This is a genomic window from Streptomyces sp. GL_141 (genome assembly GCF_057834385.1).
Map to the genome: position 1 here is coordinate 5,569,104 of NZ_CM174402.1, position 17,999 is coordinate 5,587,102.

Consider the following 17,999-nt stretch of genomic DNA (forward strand, 5'->3'; position numbering starts at 1 on the left):
GAAGCAGCTCCACGCCCCGCATCGGAAAGGAACCCACCGTGGTCGTCATGACCTCCGAACGCCAGCGCGTCATCCTCGTAGGCAGCCGCATACAGCAGTACCGGGAATACGCCCTGGCCTCCCTCGCCCAGCACTACGAGGTGACCCTCGTCGCCCCGGAGGCCCCCACCTGGCAGGCCCGCTACGTGGAGACCCACCGGATCGCCGACACCACGGACGCCGCCAAGCTGTACGCCCCGGTCGCCGACCTGCGCGGCGAGGTCGCCAACGCCGCGATCGTCACCTGGGACGAGTGGTCGCTGGTCGCGGTGTCCTCGGTCGCCAAGAAGCTCGGCATGCGGGCCATGGACCCGGCGGCCGCCAAGATCTGCCGCGACAAGTACGCCACCCGCCAGGCCCTGGAAGCGGCCGGCATGGCCGCCGTCCGCTACGTCCCGGCCACCACCGAGGACGAGGCCGTCGCCGCCGCCGAGTCCATCGGCTTCCCCGTCGTCGTCAAGCCCCGCACCCTCGGCGGCAGCTTCGGCGTGATGATGGCCCGCGACGTGGACGGCCTGCGCCGTGCCTTCCGGCTCGCCTCCACCAGCCGGCTGCGCGGCGCCGGCACCACCGCCTCGGTCCTGATCGAGGAGTTCATCGAGGGCCCCGAACTGAGCGTGGACAGCGTCGTCGTGGACGGCGTCGCCACCCCGGTGTGCGTCGCCCGCAAGCGCCTCGGCGCCCACCCTTACTTCGAGGAAGTCGGCCACCTGGTCACCGACTGGCGCCACGAGCCCTGGGCCGACGCCGTCACCCGGCTCGTCCAGGACTCGCACCGCGCGGCCGGAGTCGACTACGGCGTCACCCACACCGAACTGCGCGTCGCCGCGGAGGGTCCCCGCCTGATCGAGCTCAACGGCCGCCTCGGCGGGGACCTCATCCCGCACCTCAACAAGCTCGCCACCGGCGTGGACCTGCCGCTGGCCGCCGCCCGGATCGCCTTCGAGGAGACCCCGGACATCACCCCGACCCGCGCGCTGAGCGCCGAGGTCCGCTTCCTCTACCCGGCCTACGACGGCGCCGTCGACCGCGTCGTCCTGCCCGCCCCCGAGGACGTCGAGGACCTGGCCGAGGCCGTCGCCCTCGTGGAGCCCGGCGACGAGCTGCTGCTCCCGCCGCGCGGCCTGACCCCGCGCTCCGCCGCGCTCGTCGCGGTCAGCGAGACCCCGGCCGGTACCCGCCGCGCCCTGGACCGCGCCGAGGCGCTCTCCCGCACCGAGGTCTCCGGAGTCGCCGCACACCGGCTCGGCGCCCGCGTCGAGAACGCCGTGACCCGCCGCTTCTTCGACCACGAGCGCACCGCCGCCCGCCAGACCGTCTCCGGAGTCCGGGGCGTGGAGTGGTTCCGCTACGGAGCCGGCGGCGGCGAGGGGCTCAACCGGCCCGTCTTCCTCAGCGAGGCCGACGTCACGGGCCTGGAGAACGACCTGAACGGCCTCTTCGAACTGCTCAAGGCGGTGCCCGCCCGGCTCTTTGGCGGCGACCTGCGCGCCTTCGCCACCGCCGTAGGCATGTCCCCCACCCAGGCCGACCTGGTCCTGCGCGGCTCCGTGGACGAGTTGGCCCCGCTCTCCCGCGCCGACCTGTACCGCGAGACCGGCGGCTTCCGCGTCATGGAGCTCAACACCGGCTCCTCGCTGGGCGGCTGGCAGATGGGCGAGTTCGCCCGCGCCCTGATCCAGGACGCCGAGTTCGCCGAGTTCGCGGCCACCGAGGGCCTGGTCTACCCCGACCCGCTCGCCCGCATCACCGAGGTGCTGCGCCGCCAGGCCCCCTCCCTCGAAGGCGTCGAGCGGCCGCTGCTGGCGATCACCGACTGGCCCGAGGGCTTCGAGAAGTCCAAGTGCTGGATGGAGTTCGTCGTACCGGCCTTCGAACGGCTCGGCTTCGAGACCGTCGTCTGCCACCTGGGCGACTTTGCCTACGAGCACGGCAACGTCCTCCACCAGGGCCGCAAGGTCGACGTGGTCTACCGGATGTTCCTGCCCGGCGAAATGCCCGACGAGCCCCGCACCTACGACCTCGTCAACCCGCTGCTCGACGCCGTCGAGGCCGGCACGGTCGAACTGTTCGCCCCGCTCGACTGCGAGCTGTACGGGAACAAGGGCAGCCTCGCGATGCTCAGCGACGAGCGCAACCGCGCCGTCTTCACCGAGGCCGAGCGCGAGCTGATCGACCGGATCCTGCCCTGGACCCGCTTCGTCCGCGACGAGAAGGTCACCTTCGGCGGCGAGAAGATCGACCTGCTGCCCTACGCCATCGCCAACAAGGACCACCTGGTCCTCAAGCCCACCCTGCTCTACGGCGGCGTCGGCGTCACCCCCGGCTGGACCACCGACCAGAAGGAATGGGTCGCCAAGCTCCGTCAGGCCGTCGACGGCCCGTACGTCCTCCAGCACCGCCTGCTGCCGACCACCGAGCGGTTCCTCTCCGAGGACGGCGAGACCTGCGAGGACATGGCCGTCGCCTACGGAACGCTGATGGTCGACGGACGCTACGCCGGCACCCTGGCCCGCGGAGTCACCGACCCGGCCGTGGGCATCGTGAGCATGCTGCGCGGCGCCCAGATCGGCTGCGCGTTCCACGTCGACCCGGCGGCAGAGGGAGTGGAAGCGAAGTGACCGACATCGGGAACGGAGCCGCCGAGCCGGTGGAGCAGACGGCGGCCGAAGCACCGGCCGCCGCCGCACCCGCCACGCTCTGGCGGGACCCGGAGTTCCTCAAGTTCTGGTCCGGGGAGGCGATCTCACAGGTCGGGGCCCAGGTCACGACCCTGGCGCTGCCGCTCACCGCGGTGCTGACGCTCGACGCCAGCTCCTCCCAGGTGGGCTTCGTCAACGCCGCCTCCTACGCCCCGTTCCTGATGGTCACCCTCCTGGTCGGCGTCTGGGTCGACCGGGTGCGGCGCAGGCCCCTGATGATCATGGCCAACGTGGGGCGGGCACTGCTGGTCAGCGCGGTACCGCTGCTGGCCGTGCTCGACCTGCTCCGCATCGAGCACGTGTACGTCGCCGCGCTGCTCGTGGGCACCCTCACGGTGGTCTTCGACGTCTCCTACCAGTCCTACCTGCCGACCCTGGTCGGCAAGCAGCACCTGGTCGAGGGCAACAGCAAGCTCCAGGGCACCAGTTCGCTGGCCCAGATCGGCGGGCCGGGCCTCGCCGGTCTGCTCATCGGCTGGGTCACCGCCCCCTACGCGCTGCTGATCAACGGGATCTCGTACCTCGTCTCCGTGCTGACGCTGCTCGCCGTACGGCGCGTCGAGCCGGAGCCGGTGCCCCAGCAGGAGCGGACCGGGATCCGGACCAGCATCGCCGAGGGCATCCGGATCATCTGGGACAGCGCCCACCTGCGGGCCTGCGCCCTCCAGTCCGGGCTGTACAACCTGTGCTGGATGTCCCTCCAGACGGTGTTCGTGCTCTACGCGGCCCGCACGCTCGGCATCTCGCCCGGCGGCATCGGCCTGCTGCTGGGCACCGGGGCGGTGGGCTCGCTGGTGGGCTCGATGCTCGCGCAGTGGCTCAAGCGGAAGATCGGTCTCGGCCACGCCATCCTGGCGGCGCTCCTGCTGTGCTGCCTGGCCCCCGCGGCCATCCCGGCGGCCCCGGCGAACGGCGGGGCGCTCTCGCTGGCCCTGTTCGTCGCCGCCTTCGGCCTGATCGGGGCCGGCGGCACCATGGCCAACATCCACATCATCAGCCTGCGCCAGTCCATGACCCCGGATCACCTCCTGGGCCGGATGAACGCCGGGTACCGCTTCGTCTCCTGGGGGACGCTCCCGCTCGGCGCCCTGCTGGGCGGCTGGCTCGGCGACCTCATCGGGCTGCGGGAAACGCTCTTCGTCACCGCCGCGCTCTTCCTGACCGCGGTCCTGGTCGTCCTGAAATCGCCGGTGTGGCGCCTGAAGGAGTTCCCGCCCCAGATCGTCGCGCAGCCCCGGAAGGCGGACGCAAGGTGAGCATCGCGCAGCAGCCAGCGGCCCTTCGCGGCATCGAGAGCCTGCTCGCCCGCCGGACCGGCTGGGGCCGCTCCGACGCGGTGAGCCGGATCCTGGCGGCGGCCGCCGCCCCCGGAGTGCTCTCCATGGCCGGCGGGATCCCGGCCCCCGACAGCTTCCCCGTGGCCCGGCTCGCCGAGGCCACCGACCGGCTGTTCGCCGGGTCGGCGGTACGGGCCCTCCAGTACGCCCCCACGGACGGCATCGCCCCGATGCGCGAGGTGATCGCGGCCCGGGCGAGCGCGACCGGGGCCCCCGCCGGCCCCGACCGGGTGATGGTCACCGCGGGCAGCCAGCAGGGCCTGGACCTCGTCGCCCAGACCCTCATCGACGAGGGCGACGAGGTGGCCCTGGACGACCCGAGCTACCTGGGCGCCGTACAGGTCTTCCGGCGGGCCGGCGCCCGGCTGCTGCCGGTGCCCGGCGACGCGGACGGGATGCGCACCGACGTACTGGAGCAGCGCCTCCTCGCCGGGGCACGGCCCAAGCTGGTCTACGTCGTGCCGCACTTCCACAACCCCACCGGAGCCGTGCTCTCCGAGGAGCGGCGCCGCCACCTGGCCGCACTGGCCGAGCGGTTCGGCTTCCTCGTCGTCGAGGACGACCCGTACGGGGACCTGGCCTTCGAGGGGAGCCGGCTGCCGTCCACCGACGTCCACAGCGGGCGGGTGGTCCGGCTGATGAGCCTCTCCAAGACGGTCTGCCCGGGGCTGCGGGTGGCCGGGCTGGTCGCCCCGGCCGAACTGATCGGGGAGCTGGTCGCCGCCAAGCAGTGCGGGGACCTCCAGACCAACACCTTCGGCCAGTACCTGCTGGCCGATCTGCTGGGGGACCCGGAGTTCCTGCCGGCCCATCTGGCGGGCCTGCGCACGCTGTACGGCGGCCGGGCCCGCGCCATGGAGACCCTGCTGCGCGAGCGGCTGCCCTGGCTGGAATTCGAGCGGCCGCGCGGCGGGCTCTTCTTCTGGTGCCGCCTGACCGACCCCCGGGTGGGCTCGGACGCGCTGTACGAGCACGCGCTGGCGCAGGGGGTGGCCATCGTGCCCGGTACGCCCTTCTGCATAGAGGAGGACGGCTCGCGGGTCCTGCGGCTGTCCTTCGCCTCCCTGGACGGCGCGCAGCGCCGGGAAGGGGTTTCGCGACTGGCCGCGGCCTGGGAGAAGGCCCTCGCCGACGGGCCGTGACCCCTGCGCGCACCCGCACCTTCCTTCTTTCTTCTTACTTCTTTCTCCGTTCCGCACCGTCCCCACCCCTAAGGAGCAAGGCCGTGACAACGACGTCGCCCGCACCGGTGACCGCCGAATCCCTGGTGGCCCGGCTGTTCCAGGTGATCGACACCCGCTCGTGGGACCGGCTCGGCGAGGTCTTCGCGCCGGACGCCGTGTACGAACGGCCGGGCTACCCGGCGCTGGAGGGTCTCGACCGGATCCGCCGGTTCTACGAGCACGAACGGATCATCACCTCGGGCGCCCACGAGGTGACCCAGGTGACCGGGGGCCTCGCCGCGGCCGCCTGCTGGGGGCGCTTCCAGGGCGCCGACAAGGACGGCACGGCCCTGGACGAGGCCTTCGCCGACACCTACCTCGTGCGCGACGGCAGGATCGAGCGCCGCAAGACCTTCTTCTACCGTCCGGCGATCTGACCGGTGTCCGAATCCGGGTCGGGTCCGGACCGCCGGGGGGCGGTCCGGACCCGACCCGGGGCCGTTTCGTCCGAACGGGTGAGGCGCTGCTTGAAGAACCCGGCTACTTCTTGCCGCCGCCGAGGATCTGCCCGAGCAGGTCGCCGAGGCTGCCGCCGGCCGCCGGGGCGGCGCCGGCCGGACCCGCGGGGGCCGCGCCCGCCGCTCCCGGGACCGCTCCCGGCGAGGGGATCGGGGACTCGCCGCCGGCCGCCGTCGGGGCCCCGGCACCCGCGCCCCCGGCCTTCCCGGCCGCGCGCTTGGCGAAGACCGCCAGCAGGACCGGGATCAGCAGCTCGATGACCCGGGCGACGGTGGGTGCGGGGATGCCGGTCTTCTTCGAGACGGCATTGGCCACGGGCTTGCTCACCTTGGCGAGCACCCCGGCCATCATCCCGCCGCTGAGCATGCCGCCCAGGCCGCCGCCGAGGGTGGCCACGCCCTCCAGCGGGGCCTGGGTGACCTCGGCGAAGGCCTGGCGGACCTCGTTGCCGTCGTCGTCATCGGCGTCGGCCTTCTGCTGGAGGTCGCCGGTCATCGCCCCGACCGTGGCCGCGACGGTGTCGCGGGCGCCGTTGGTGTCGGTGCCGAGGAGGCCGGCGATCTCGGTCAGCCGGTCGTCGCCGAGTTCGGTCAGCACGTCGTCCTGGAAGGAAGGTTCGCTCATGCCTGAAACGCTACTTCTGTGGCGATTCGGCGGCACCTCGGATGGCCTCCGGAGCCCCGTTGGGTAATGGAAAGGTAAAGTTCCGGATCCGCGTGCAACCAAGAGCAGGGGTGGCGGGTCGTATGGTGCGTCGGGACTTCCGGGGGGGATCCGGGGGGATCGGGAAGTCCGATGAGGGAGGGGTAACCGTGAGGGGGTCCGGCCGGAAGGCGGGACCCCCTTTTGGTTCGTTCTGTGGTTCGGCTCTCGGCTCGACTCCTGGTTCGCCGCACGGGGTTGCGGCGGTCGCCGCCCGGATTTCCACAGGCCTGGTGGACCTGTCGCACCCGGGCTGTAGCTTCGGGCCATGACGACGAACGCGGCCATGGCACCGGCGGTGGTCGAGGGCGTGCTGGAGCGCATCACCTACGCCAACGAGGAGAGCGGCTACACGGTCGCCCGGGTGGACACCGGCCGTGGCGCCGGCGACCTGCTCACGGTCGTGGGATCCCTCCTCGGGGCCCAGCCGGGTGAATCCCTGCGCATGGAGGGCCGCTGGGGCTCGCACGCCCAGTACGGCAGGCAGTTCACCGTGGAGAACTACACGACGCTGCTGCCCGCGACCATCCAGGGCATCCGGCGCTACCTAGGCTCCGGCCTGATCAAGGGCATCGGCCCGAAGATCGCCGACCGGATCGTGGAGCACTTCGGACTCGACACCCTCGACGTCATCGAGGAGCAGCCGAAGCGGCTGATCGAAGTGCCCGGCCTCGGCCCCAAGCGGACCAAGCTGATCGGCGCCGCCTGGGAGGAGCAGAAGGCCATCAAGGAGGTCATGGTCTTCCTCCAGGGGGTCGGCGTCTCCACCTCCATCGCGGTGCGCATCTACAAGAAGTACGCCGACGCCTCCATCTCCGTGGTGAAGAACCAGCCGTACCGGCTCGCCGCCGACGTCTGGGGCATCGGCTTCCTCACCGCCGACCGCATCGCACAGGCCGTCGGGATCCCGCACGACAGTCCGGAGCGGGTCAAGGCCGGCCTCCAGTACGCCCTGTCCCAGTCCGCCGACCAGGGGCACTGCTTCCTGCCCGAGGACCGGCTCATCGCCGACGGGGTCAAGCTGCTCCAGGTGGACACCGGGCTGGTCATCGACTGCCTGGCCGAGCTCGCCGCCGATCCGGAAGGGGTCGTACGGGAATCCGTGCCGGACCCGCAGGGCGGCCCGGACCCCCTCACCGCCGTGTACCTGGTGCCGTTCCACCGTGCCGAGCTGTCCCTGGCCGGTCAGGTGCGCCGCCTCCTGAACGCGGACGAGGACCGGCTGCCCGCCTTCCGGGACGTGGACTGGGACAAGGCCCTGGGCTGGCTCGCCGGCCGGACCGGAGCCACGCTGGCCCCCGCGCAGCGGGACGCCGTCCGGCTCGCCCTCACCCGCCGGGTCGCGGTCCTCACCGGAGGCCCGGGCTGCGGGAAGTCCTTCACCGTCCGCTCGATCGTGGAGCTGGCCCGGGCCAAGAAGGCCAAGGTCGTCCTCGCCGCCCCCACGGGCCGGGCCGCGAAGCGGCTGGCCGAGCTCACCGGGGCCGAGGCCTCCACCGTGCACCGGCTCCTGGAACTGAAGCCCGGCGGGGACGCGGCGTACGACCGGGAGCGGCCGCTCGACGCGGACCTGGTCGTCGTGGACGAGGCCTCGATGCTCGACCTGCTGCTGGCGAACAAGCTGGTCAAGGCCGTGGCACCGGGTGCCCACCTGCTGCTGGTCGGGGACGTGGACCAGTTGCCCTCGGTCGGGGCGGGGGAGGTGCTGCGCGATCTGCTCGCCGAGGGCGGGCCGGTCCCGGCCGTCCGGCTGACCACCATCTTCCGGCAGGCCCAGCAGTCCGGGGTGGTGACCAACGCCCACCGGATCAACACCGGCCTGCCGCCGATCACCGACGGGCTGCCCGACTTCTTCCTCTTTCCCGAGGAGGACACCGAGGAGGCCGGAAAGCTCGCCGTGGACGTCGCCGCCCGTCGTATTCCGGCCAGATTCGGCCTCGACCCGAGGCGGGACATCCAGGTCCTCGCCCCCATGCACCGCGGCCCGGCCGGCGCCGGAAACCTCAACGCGCTGCTCCAGCAGGCCATCACGCCGGCCCGGCCGAACCTGCCCGAGAAGCGGTTCGGCGGCCGCGTCTTCCGGGTCGGCGACAAGGTCACCCAGATCCGGAACAACTACGACAAGGGCGCGAACGGGGTCTTCAACGGCACGGTCGGCGTGGTCACCGGGCTTGACCTGGAGGAACAGCGGCTGACGGTGCGCACGGACGAAGACGAGGAAGTGGCCTACGAGTTCGCGGAGCTCGACGAGCTGGCCCACGCGTACGCCGTCACCATTCACCGTTCCCAGGGGAGTGAATATCCGGCCGTCGTGATCCCCGTCACGACCGGTGCTTGGATGATGCTCCAACGGAACTTGCTCTACACGGCGGTCACCCGGGCGAAGAAACTGGTCGTCCTGGTCGGGTCCCGCAAAGCCTTGAGCCAGGCGGTGCGTACCGTTTCCGCAGGCAGGAGGTACACGGCCGTCGCCCCCAGACTGTCCGGCCGCATACCGGTGGGAAACATCACCTAGATGATCGATCATTTGGGGTTCCTACAACGGTTGCGGAGGGGGCAGGATGTGCACGCTGGCGGCACTGAGTGCCGTCAAAAACACCAAAGCTCGACCCCGAGTGCACTCACCTGCGCCAAATGGGGGAAGGTAGAGGCAGTCAGGGCACCTCGAAGAAGAGGCACTACGTCGGTGAGGGATGACGTGAGCGACAACTCTGTAGTACTGCGGTACGCGGACGGTGAATACACCTACCCGGTGGTCGAGAGCACCGTCGGTGACCAGGGCTTCGACATCTCGAAGCTCAGGGCTCAGACCGGGCTGGTCACCCTGGACAGCGGCTACGGAAACACCGCCGCCTATAAGTCCGCCATTACTTACCTCGACGGTGAGCAGGGCATCCTGCGCTACCGCGGTTACCCGATCGAGCAGCTGGCGGAGCGCTCGACCTTCATCGAGGTCGCCTACCTGCTGATCAACGGGGAGCTGCCGACCGTCGACCAGCTCGCGTCGTTCCGCAACGAGATCACCCAGCACACGCTGCTGCACGAGGACGTGAAGCGCTTCTACGACGGCTTCCCGCGCGACGCGCACCCGATGGCGATGCTGTCCTCCGTGGTCAGCGCGCTGTCGACGTTCTACCAGGACAGCCACAACCCGTTCGACGAGAAGCAGCGCAACCTCTCGACGATCCGGCTGCTGGCCAAGCTCCCGACGATCGCGGCGTACGCGTACAAGAAGTCGGTCGGCCACCCGGTGGTCTACCCGCGCAACGACCTCGGCTACGTCGAGAACTTCCTGCGCATGACCTTCTCCGTGCCGGCCCAGGAGTACGACCTGGACCCGGTCGTGGTCGCCGCGCTCGACAAGCTGCTGATCCTGCACGCGGACCACGAGCAGAACTGCTCGACGTCCACCGTGCGTCTGGTCGGCTCCTCGCAGGCGAACATGTTCGCCTCGATCTCCGCCGGCATCTCGGCCCTGTGGGGTCCGCTGCACGGTGGCGCCAACCAGTCGGTTCTGGAGATGCTCGAGGGCATCAAGAACGACGGCGGCGACGTCGACGCCTTCATCCGCAAGGTGAAGAACAAGGAAGACGGCGTCCGCCTCATGGGCTTCGGACACCGCGTCTACAAGAGCTTCGACCCCCGGGCGAAGATCATCAAGGCGGCGGCGCACGATGTCCTCTCGGCGCTCGGCAAGGACGACGAGCTCCTCGACATCGCCCTGAAGCTGGAAGAGCACGCGCTGGCCGACGAGTACTTCGTCGAGCGCAACCTCTACCCGAACGTCGACTTCTACACCGGCCTGATCTACCGGGCCATGGGCTTCCCGACCGAGATGTTCACCGTGCTCTTCGCGATCGGCCGGCTGCCCGGCTGGATCGCCCAGTGGCACGAGATGATCAAGGAGCCCGGCTCCCGCATCGGCCGCCCGCGCCAGATCTACACCGGCGAGGTCCTGCGCGACTTCGTTCCGGTCGAGTCCCGCTGACCCGAGGTTCGAGCCGCAGCACCCGCAGGACTCGTAGGCCCCGTAGTACTCGTAGTACAGGAAAAGCGCCCCGCCATCGATCCCCCCACGGGTCGAAGGTCGGGGCGCTTTCCTTACCCCGGAACGGATTCCCCCCACGGGACCCGGACCGGGTGTCTGCGTGCCGAAGCAACGTGTAGTCGTCCCAACACGTTTCCGGCATCGCCCCATTAGACCCGTGAGGGTGTCCGAAGGTTACGTCGGGGTCCCTGTGATCTGCGTCTCGTGTGAAGGCGGCGTGCGCGAGACGTGAAGGCTGATCACTAGCGGAAGGACCGCAGCCGCAGGCTGTTGGTGACCACGAAGACCGAGGAGAAGGCCATCGCGGCCCCCGCGATCATCGGGTTGAGCAGTCCGGCGGCGGCCAGCGGCAGCGCCGCGACGTTGTAGCCGAAGGCCCAGAAGAGGTTGCCCTTGATGGTGGCCAGGGTCCGGCGCGAGAGCCGGATCGCGTCCGCCGCCACCCGCAAGTCGCCCCGTACGAGGGTCAGATCGCTCGCCTCGATCGCCGCGTCGGTGCCGGTGCCCATGGCCAGGCCCAGGTCGGCCTGGGCCAGCGCGGCGGCATCGTTGACCCCGTCGCCGACCATGGCGACCGTACGGCCCTCGGCCTGCAGCCGGCGCACGACATCCACCTTGTCCTGCGGGAGCACCTCGGCGATGACCTCGTCGATGCCCACCGCGCGGGCCACGGTCCGCGCCACGGCCTCGTTGTCGCCCGTCAGCAGGACCGGGGTCAGCCCCAGCGCCCGCAGCCGGGACACGGCCTCGGCGCTGGTCTCCTTGACCGCGTCGGCCACGGTCAGCACCCCGCGGGCCTCCCCGTCCCAGGCGACCAGCACGGCGGTGGAACCCTCGGCCTCGGCGGCCGCCTTGACCTCGGCGAGGGCGGCGGGCAGCGCGATCGACCAGTCGGCGAGCAGCTTCTCGCGGCCCACCAGGACGGCGTGGCCGTCGACCACGCCCTGGACACCGAGACCGCCGTGGTTCTCGAAGCCCTCGGGGACCGACAGGCCGCCGGGGAGCTCCGCGGCGCCCGCCGCGACGGCCCGGGCGATCGGGTGCTCGGAGGCGTACTCCAGGGACCCGGCCAGGCGCAGCAGTTCGGTCGGGTCCACGCCCTCGGCGGGGTGGGCGGCGATCAGGGTCATCCGGCCGGTGGTCACGGTGCCCGTCTTGTCCAGGACGACGGTGTCCACGCGGCGGGTGGACTCCAGTACCTCGGGGCCCTTGATCAGGATGCCGAGCTGCGCGCCCCGGCCGGTGCCGACCATCAGCGCGGTCGGGGTGGCCAGGCCCAGGGCGCACGGGCAGGCGATGATCAGGACGGCCACGGCGGCGGTGAAGGCGGCCGTCGGGTTGTCGGTGATCAGCAGCCAGGTGACCCAGGTGCCCAGGGCCAGGACGAGCACGACCGGGACGAAGACCCCGGAGATCCGGTCGGCGAGGCGCTGCACCTCGGCCTTGCCGTTCTGCGCGTCCTCGACCAGCTTGGCCATCCGGGCGAGCTGGGTGTCCGAGCCGACGCGGGTGGCCTCGACGACGAGGCGTCCCGAGGTGTTGACGGTGGCTCCGGTGACGGTGTCGCCCACGGTGACCTCGACCGGGACCGATTCACCGGTCAGCATGGCGGCGTCCACGGCGGAGCTGCCCTCGACGACCGTGCCGTCGGTGGCGATCTTCTCGCCGGGCCGGACGAGGAACCGGTCGCCCACGGCGAGCGCGCTCACGGGGATGCGCACCTCGGTGCCGCCGCGCAGGACGGCCACGTCCTTGGCGCCGAGCCGCATCAGGGCCTTGAGGGCCGCGCCGGCCTTCCGCTTGGAGCGGGCCTCCAGGTACCGGCCGAGCAGGATGAAGCTGACGACTCCGGCCGCCACTTCCAGGTAGATCGCCGAGGAGCCGTCCGTACGGGAGACGCTGAAGTCGAAGCCGTGGCGCATCCCGGGCATTCCGGCGTGGCCGAAGAACAGGGCCCACAGCGACCAGGCGAAGGCGGCCCCGGTGCCCACGGAGACCAGGGTGTCCATGGTGGCGGCGCCGTGCCGGGCGTTGGTCCAGGCGGCCTTGTGGAAGGGGAGTGCGCCCCAGACGACGACGGGGGCGGCCAGGGTCAGCGAGAGCCACTGCCAGTTGTCGAACTGGAGGGCCGGAATCATCGCGAGCAGGACGACGGGCAGCGAGAGCGTCACGGAGACCAGCAGGCGCTGGCGCAGCGCGGCCAGTTCGGGGTCGCGCGCCTCCTGGGGCGATGCGTCCCGGGCCTCGGATTCCGGCTCGGGCTCCGGCGGCGGGGGCTCCTCGGCGGTGTAGCCGGTCTTGACGACCGTCGCGATGAGGTCGGCGACCTGCACGTCGGCGCCGTAGGAGACCTTGGCCTTCTCGGTGGCGTAGTTCACCGAGGCGGTGACCCCGTCCATCCGGTTCAGCTTCTTCTCGATGCGGGCCGCGCAGGAGGCGCAGGTCATCCCGCCGATGGTCAGCTCGACCTCGGCCGCGGGCCGGGCGGTCGGCCCGGCGGCGCCGGTCGCGCCGGCCGCCGCTATGGGTCCGTCGTGCACTGTGCTGCTGCTCATGATCCGGGCTCCAGAGGTGGGCCGGGCCGTACGGAACCAGTATGAGCTGGCCGGTACGGCCCGGCGGGGTGCTGCTGCTGCGGATGCTGCGGAAGAGGAGGGTGCTCAGGCCTGGCCGGCGAACTCGTAGCCGGCCTCGTCGACGGCGGCGCGCACGGCGGCCTCGTCGAGCGGGGTGGCCGAGACCACGGTGACCTCGCCGGTCGCGGCGACGGCCTTGACCGAGCTGACGCCCGCCAGGGCGGAGAGTTCGGCGGTGACCGCGCCCTCGCAGTGCCCGCAGGTCATGCCGGTCACCCGGTAGACGGTGGTGGTCTGGGTGTCCGTGTCGGCGCTCATGTCGTTCTCCTCTGCAAGGGCGTTTCCGGGGGGCCGGAAGGGGCGGCGGATCTCTTTTGGATCGCTCGTGGAGTGTCCACCGTTCATCCCGACACTTCGAGACTATACCCCTAGGGGGTATCAATGCGAGCACCCGGCGAGATCTTTTGCGGTGGACAATCAGCCAGAACCGTATGTAAATGGCACACATGGTGCACTCGGGGACCACTCTCATCCTGATCATGTCGATCGCGGTCCTCGCGCCCTTGCTCGCGTACGGGGTCTCGCGCTGGCTCCCCGTTCCGCTGGTGATCTTCGAGATCGTCCTGGGCGTCCTGGTCGGACCCGACGTCCTCGGCTGGGCGCACTCCACCGATGTCATCGACGTGCTCAGTGAGCTCGGGCTCGCGATGCTGATCTTCCTGGCCGGCTACGAGATCCAGTTCGCCCAGGTCAAGGGCGACACCCTGAAGCGGTCGGTGTGGGCCTGGGTGGCCGCCCTCGCGCTCGGGCTCGGGCTCGGGCTGCTGCTGTCGGGCGGCGGATTCGAGAAGGGCGTCTACATCGGCACCGCGCTCACCAGTACCGCCCTCGGTACGATCCTGCCGGTCCTGCGGGACTCGGGGGACCTCCAGAGCCGGTTCGGCTCGGTGATGATGGCGATGGGCGCGGTCGGCGAGTTCGGGCCGATCATCGCGATGGCCCTGCTGCTCAGCGGGCGGGCGCCGGGGCAGTCGGCGGCGCTGCTGATCGGCTTCGCGGTGCTCACGGCAGCCGCCGTGTTCTGGGCGATGCGGCCCAAGCCGCCGTGGTTCGCCCGGGTCATCGCCAAGACCCTGCACAGCAGCGGGCAGTTCGCGGTGCGCCTGGTGGTGCTGATCCTCGTGGCGTTCCTGGCGCTCTCCGAGGTGCTCGGCCTCGACGTCCTGCTCGGTGCCTTCGCCGCCGGGCTGATCACCCGGCTCGTGCTGCACGGGGCCGCCCCGGAGAGCAGTGAGGCCGTCCTCTCGAAGGTGGAGGCCTTCGGTTTCGGCTTCCTGGTGCCGCTGTTCTTCGTGGTCACCGGGATCGAGTTCGACCTGGCGGCGCTGCTCGGGGGCGGGTGGGCGCTCCTGCTGCTGCCGGTGTTCCTGCTGCTCTTCCTCGTGGTGCGCGGGCTCCCGATGTGGCTGCTGGCCCCCCGGGACCTCGGGCGCAAGGACCGGTCGGCGCTGGTGCTGTTCGGCTCCACGGCGCTGCCGCTGGTGGTGGCGATCACCACCCTGGGCGTGCAGGCCGGAAAGCTGGAGTCGGGGGAGGCCGCGGCGCTGGTCGGGGCCGGGATGGTGTCCGTACTGGTCTTCCCGCTGGTGGGGCTGCGGTTGCGGGCGGGATCCGGTGGCGGGACCGGGTCCGGGCCGGGGTCCGGGCCCGGCGGGCCGGGGTCCGGGGGTGTCGGGCAGATGGTCAGCGAGGAGGAGGCGTGGTGATCATCGGGTCCAGGTAGCGGAACAGGACGGTCTTCAGTTCCGTGACGTACGCGGCCCGTTCCGCGCCCTCGCTGGCCAGGATCAGTTCGAGCGAGATCTTGACGATGCCGAGCACCATCGTGGCGACCTGGGTGAGCTCGGTGTCGGTGGCGGGGGCGCCGTCGGCTGCCGGGCCGACGCATGCGCGCAGCACCCCTTCGACGCGGGTCAGCATGCCGACGTGCAGCTCGTCGTGTTCCTGGGCGATGCCGGGGATGCCGGAGCCGTGCATGAGTGCCAGGAAGGCCGGGTTCTCACAGTTGAAGGCGATGACCGGATCCAGGACGGCGTCGAGGAGTTCGGGCAGCGGCCGGTCCAGGTTCTCGGGGAGGAAGGCCCGGCCGTGCGCCTCGTGGGCGCGCTGGAGGAGGTGCCCGCCGAGCTCTACGGCGATGGCCTCCTTGTTCGGGAAGAACTGGTAGAGCGTGCCCGGGGAGACGCCGGCCTCGCGGGCGATGGCGTTGGTGCTGGCCGCCGCGTAACCCGTACGGCAGAACACCCCGGCGGCGGCCGTCAGGAGCTGGGCGATCCGGCGCTCACCGCGGGCCTGGCGGCGGCGGGGGGCGGCTTCCGCGGCTGGTTCGGGCCCGGGCCCCGGCGTGGTCGCCGGCCCGGTCTCCGGCGCGACCTTCCCGGTCGGTTCACCCGCTTTGTCCGCGCTCTTGGCCCGAGAGGTCTCCCGCATGTCCAATCCCTTGCTTCCCGTTGCTTCCCGTGGGTGATTGACAAACGCGAGAGATCGCTCGCATTCTTGAAGAACGCGAGCGACTGCTCGTGTTTGCCAGTCTAAGTGGCCTGGCAACCACGGTGAAGGGGACACCGAGACATGTCCGAAGTCAAGAAACCGCCGTCGCCTGGGGAGGGCGGCCGGTGGACCGGGTTCGTCACCACACGGCCGAGGCTCTCGCTGCTGCTCGCCCTCGTGGTCACGGCCCTGGCCGTCTTCGCCGGCGGAGGCGTCGCCGACCGACTGGGAAGCGGGGGCTGGGAGGACCCCGGCGCCGCCTCCACCTATGCCACCAAAGCGCTGGAGCGCGAGTTCCCCGGCTCCCAGCCCAATCTGCTGCTGCTCGTCGACGCCGGAGCCGCCGCCGGTGCGGCCGGGGTGGACGACCCCGCCGTCGCCGCCGAGGCCGAGCGGCTGACGGCGCGGCTCGCCGCCGAGCCGGGGGTGACCGGCGTGGGCTCGTACTGGCGGACCGGGATGCCCACCCTGCGCTCCGAGGACGGCCGGCAGGCCCTGATAGCCGCCCGGGTCCTCGGCGACGAGAAGACGGCCAACGCCGTCCTGGACCGGATCGTGCCGAGCTACCGCGGCGAGCACGGACCGGTGAAGGTGTCCCTCGGCGGCCCGGCCGCCGTCCAGCGCGAGGTGACCTCCACCATCCAGGAGGACCTGCTCCTCGCCGAGCTGATCGCCCTGCCCGTGACGCTCGTCCTGCTCGTCCTCGTCTTCGGCAGCGCCGTCGCGGCCCTGCTGCCCCTCGGTGTCGGCATCATCGCCATCATCGGAACCAATGCCGTGCTGCGCGGGCTCACGGAGTTCACCGACGTCTCCGTCTTCGCGCAGAACCTCACCACCGCCCTCGGGCTCGGCCTCGCCGTCGACTACGCCCTGTTCATCGTGCGGAGGTTCCGCGAGGAGCTGGCCGCCGGGCGCGACCCGGTCGCGGCCGTCGGAGTCACCCTGCGGACCGCCGGGCGGACGGTCCTGTTCTCCGCGCTGACCGTGGCCGTCGCCCTCTCGGCCATGCTCTTCTTCCCGATGTACTTCCTGCGCTCCTTCGCCTACGCCGGAGTCGCGGTGGTCCTGCTCGCCGCGGCGGCCGCGCTCATCGTGCTGCCGGCGGCGCTGGTGCTGCTGGGGGAGCGGGTCAACTCCTTCGACCTGCGCCGGCTGTGGCGCCGGGCCGGGCCGGCCGGGAGCGACCCGGGACGGGCCGGGGGCGGGCGGGGCTGGGCCCGGCTGACCGACCTGGTGATGCGCCGGGCCCCGGTGTTCGCCGTGGCCACCACGGCCGGACTGCTGCTGCTCGGACTGCCCTTCCTCGGAGTGAAGTTCGGCACCGTGGACGACCGGCAGCTGCCGGCGACCGCCGAATCGCACGTGGTGCAGCAGCACATCCGCGAAGGCTTCCCGGGCAGTCCCGGCGGAGCACTGACCGTACTGACCGAGGGGGCCTCCGGCGCCGCCGATCTCGACGCCTACAAACAGCGGGTGGCAGCCCTGCCCGGAGTGCTGGGAGTGGAGGGGCCGGTGAGTTCGGCCACCGGCACCGGATACGCCTACTTCTCGGTGCTCACCGAGGGCGAGGAAGTGGGACAGGGGGCCCAGGACCTGGTGGGCCTGGTCAGGGCGGTGGACGCCCCCTTCGACACCGCGGTGACCGGACAGGCCGCCGTGCTCGTCGACGCCCGCGACGCCATAGCCGAGAAACTGCCCCTGGCCCTGGCCCTCGTGGTGCTGGCCACCCTGCTCCTGGTCTTCCTGCTCACCGGGAGCCTGCTGATACCCATCCAGGCGGTGCTGCTCAACGCACTGAGCCTGACCGCGATGTTCGGGGCGGTGGTGTGGGTGTTCCAGGAGGGCCACCTCTCCGGACTGCTGTCCTTCACCTCCACCGGAGACATCGAGACCACCCTGCCGGTGCTGATGTTCTGCATCGCCTTCGGACTCTCCATGGACTACGGGGTGTTCCTCATATCCCGGATCAAGGAGGAGTACGACCGGACCGGGGACCACGAGGGTGCGGTGCGCGCCGGGCTGACCCGCACCGGCGGACTGATCACCGCGGCGGCCGTGATCCTGGCGGTGGTGATGGTCGCCATCGGCAGCTCGCGGGTGACCAACACCAAGATGCTGGGCCTGGGAATCGCGCTGGCCGTGCTGATGGACGCGATGGTCGTGCGGAGCCTGCTGGTGCCGGCGGTGATGAAGCTGACCGGGAAGGCCACCTGGTGGGCGCCGGCGCCGCTGCGCAGACTGCACGAACGCTTCGGGCTGAGCGAGGGGGAACCGGCGCCGACGGCCGGGCAGTCCGAGCCCGAGTCCGAGTCCGAGCCGGTGCCCGCCGGGAGCCGCTAGCGGACGGGGCCCGGGAGGGTCCC

Annotated in this window: 12 protein-coding genes; 8 read left to right on the top strand and 4 right to left on the bottom strand. The window is 71.3% G+C overall.

The window, feature by feature from the left end; all coding sequences use genetic code 11:
- The first annotated feature begins 47 nt into the window (after nucleotides 1–47).
- From AC3IX6_RS24750 to AC3IX6_RS24765, 4 genes are all read left to right on the top strand, one after another.
- On the top strand, nucleotides 48–2,660 hold the full coding sequence (locus tag AC3IX6_RS24750) for an ATP-grasp domain-containing protein (protein WP_489364699.1): 2,613 nt from the start codon (nucleotides 48–50) through the stop codon (nucleotides 2,658–2,660).
- A complete protein-coding gene (locus AC3IX6_RS24755; protein ID WP_489364701.1) occupies nucleotides 2,657–3,997 on the top strand; it encodes an MFS transporter in 1,341 nt (446 codons plus the stop codon). The genes AC3IX6_RS24750 and AC3IX6_RS24755 overlap by 4 nt, the downstream gene beginning before the upstream one ends.
- On the top strand, nucleotides 3,994–5,220 hold the full coding sequence (locus AC3IX6_RS24760) for an aminotransferase-like domain-containing protein (RefSeq protein ID WP_489364703.1): 1,227 nt from the start codon (nucleotides 3,994–3,996) through the stop codon (nucleotides 5,218–5,220). Before AC3IX6_RS24755 ends, AC3IX6_RS24760 begins: the two co-directional genes overlap by 4 nt.
- 83 nt (nucleotides 5,221–5,303) lie before the next feature.
- Entirely contained in the window at nucleotides 5,304–5,678 is a 375-nt protein-coding gene (locus AC3IX6_RS24765; RefSeq protein WP_489364705.1) for a nuclear transport factor 2 family protein, read from the top strand.
- A 103-nt stretch (nucleotides 5,679–5,781) separates the two neighbouring features.
- Here the strand turns inward: AC3IX6_RS24765 and AC3IX6_RS24770 are convergent, their stop codons facing one another.
- Nucleotides 5,782–6,384 (bottom strand): DUF937 domain-containing protein, encoded by a 603-nt coding sequence (locus AC3IX6_RS24770; protein ID WP_489364706.1) that lies wholly within the window; start codon nucleotides 6,382–6,384, stop codon nucleotides 5,782–5,784.
- Nucleotides 6,385–6,748: 364 nt separating this feature from the next.
- Here AC3IX6_RS24770 and recD2 point away from each other — a divergent pair, with 364 nt between their 5' ends.
- On the top strand, nucleotides 6,749–8,977 hold the full coding sequence (gene recD2 / locus AC3IX6_RS24775; RefSeq protein ID WP_489371549.1) for an SF1B family DNA helicase RecD2: 2,229 nt from the start codon (nucleotides 6,749–6,751) through the stop codon (nucleotides 8,975–8,977).
- A 183-nt stretch (nucleotides 8,978–9,160) separates the two neighbouring features.
- Nucleotides 9,161–10,450 (top strand): citrate synthase, encoded by a 1,290-nt coding sequence (locus AC3IX6_RS24780; protein WP_243335006.1) that lies wholly within the window; start codon nucleotides 9,161–9,163, stop codon nucleotides 10,448–10,450.
- Between the two features lie 302 nt (nucleotides 10,451–10,752).
- On the opposite strand, the gene AC3IX6_RS24785 is transcribed toward AC3IX6_RS24780, so the two are convergent.
- Nucleotides 10,753–13,065, bottom strand: a complete 2,313-nt coding sequence (locus AC3IX6_RS24785) for a heavy metal translocating P-type ATPase (RefSeq protein ID WP_489364708.1) — start codon at nucleotides 13,063–13,065, stop codon at nucleotides 10,753–10,755.
- A gap of 105 nt (nucleotides 13,066–13,170) precedes the next feature.
- Nucleotides 13,171–13,404, bottom strand: coding sequence for a heavy-metal-associated domain-containing protein (locus AC3IX6_RS24790; RefSeq protein ID WP_489364710.1), 234 nt, complete (start codon nucleotides 13,402–13,404; stop codon nucleotides 13,171–13,173).
- Between the two features lie 188 nt (nucleotides 13,405–13,592).
- Here AC3IX6_RS24790 and AC3IX6_RS24795 point away from each other — a divergent pair, with 188 nt between their 5' ends.
- Entirely contained in the window at nucleotides 13,593–14,852 is a 1,260-nt protein-coding gene (locus AC3IX6_RS24795) for a cation:proton antiporter (RefSeq protein ID WP_489371550.1), read from the top strand.
- On the opposite strand, the gene AC3IX6_RS24800 is transcribed toward AC3IX6_RS24795, so the two are convergent.
- On the bottom strand, nucleotides 14,830–15,576 hold the full coding sequence (locus AC3IX6_RS24800; RefSeq protein WP_489364712.1) for a TetR/AcrR family transcriptional regulator: 747 nt from the start codon (nucleotides 15,574–15,576) through the stop codon (nucleotides 14,830–14,832). The two genes, AC3IX6_RS24795 and AC3IX6_RS24800, sit on opposite strands and share 23 nt — an antisense overlap.
- A gap of 141 nt (nucleotides 15,577–15,717) precedes the next feature.
- On the opposite strand from AC3IX6_RS24800, the gene AC3IX6_RS24805 reads away from it, so the two are divergent.
- Complete coding sequence (locus tag AC3IX6_RS24805; RefSeq protein WP_489364714.1) at nucleotides 15,718–17,976, top strand: MMPL family transporter; 2,259 nt, start codon at nucleotides 15,718–15,720, stop codon at nucleotides 17,974–17,976.
- Nucleotides 17,977–17,999: the final 23 nt, after the last annotated feature.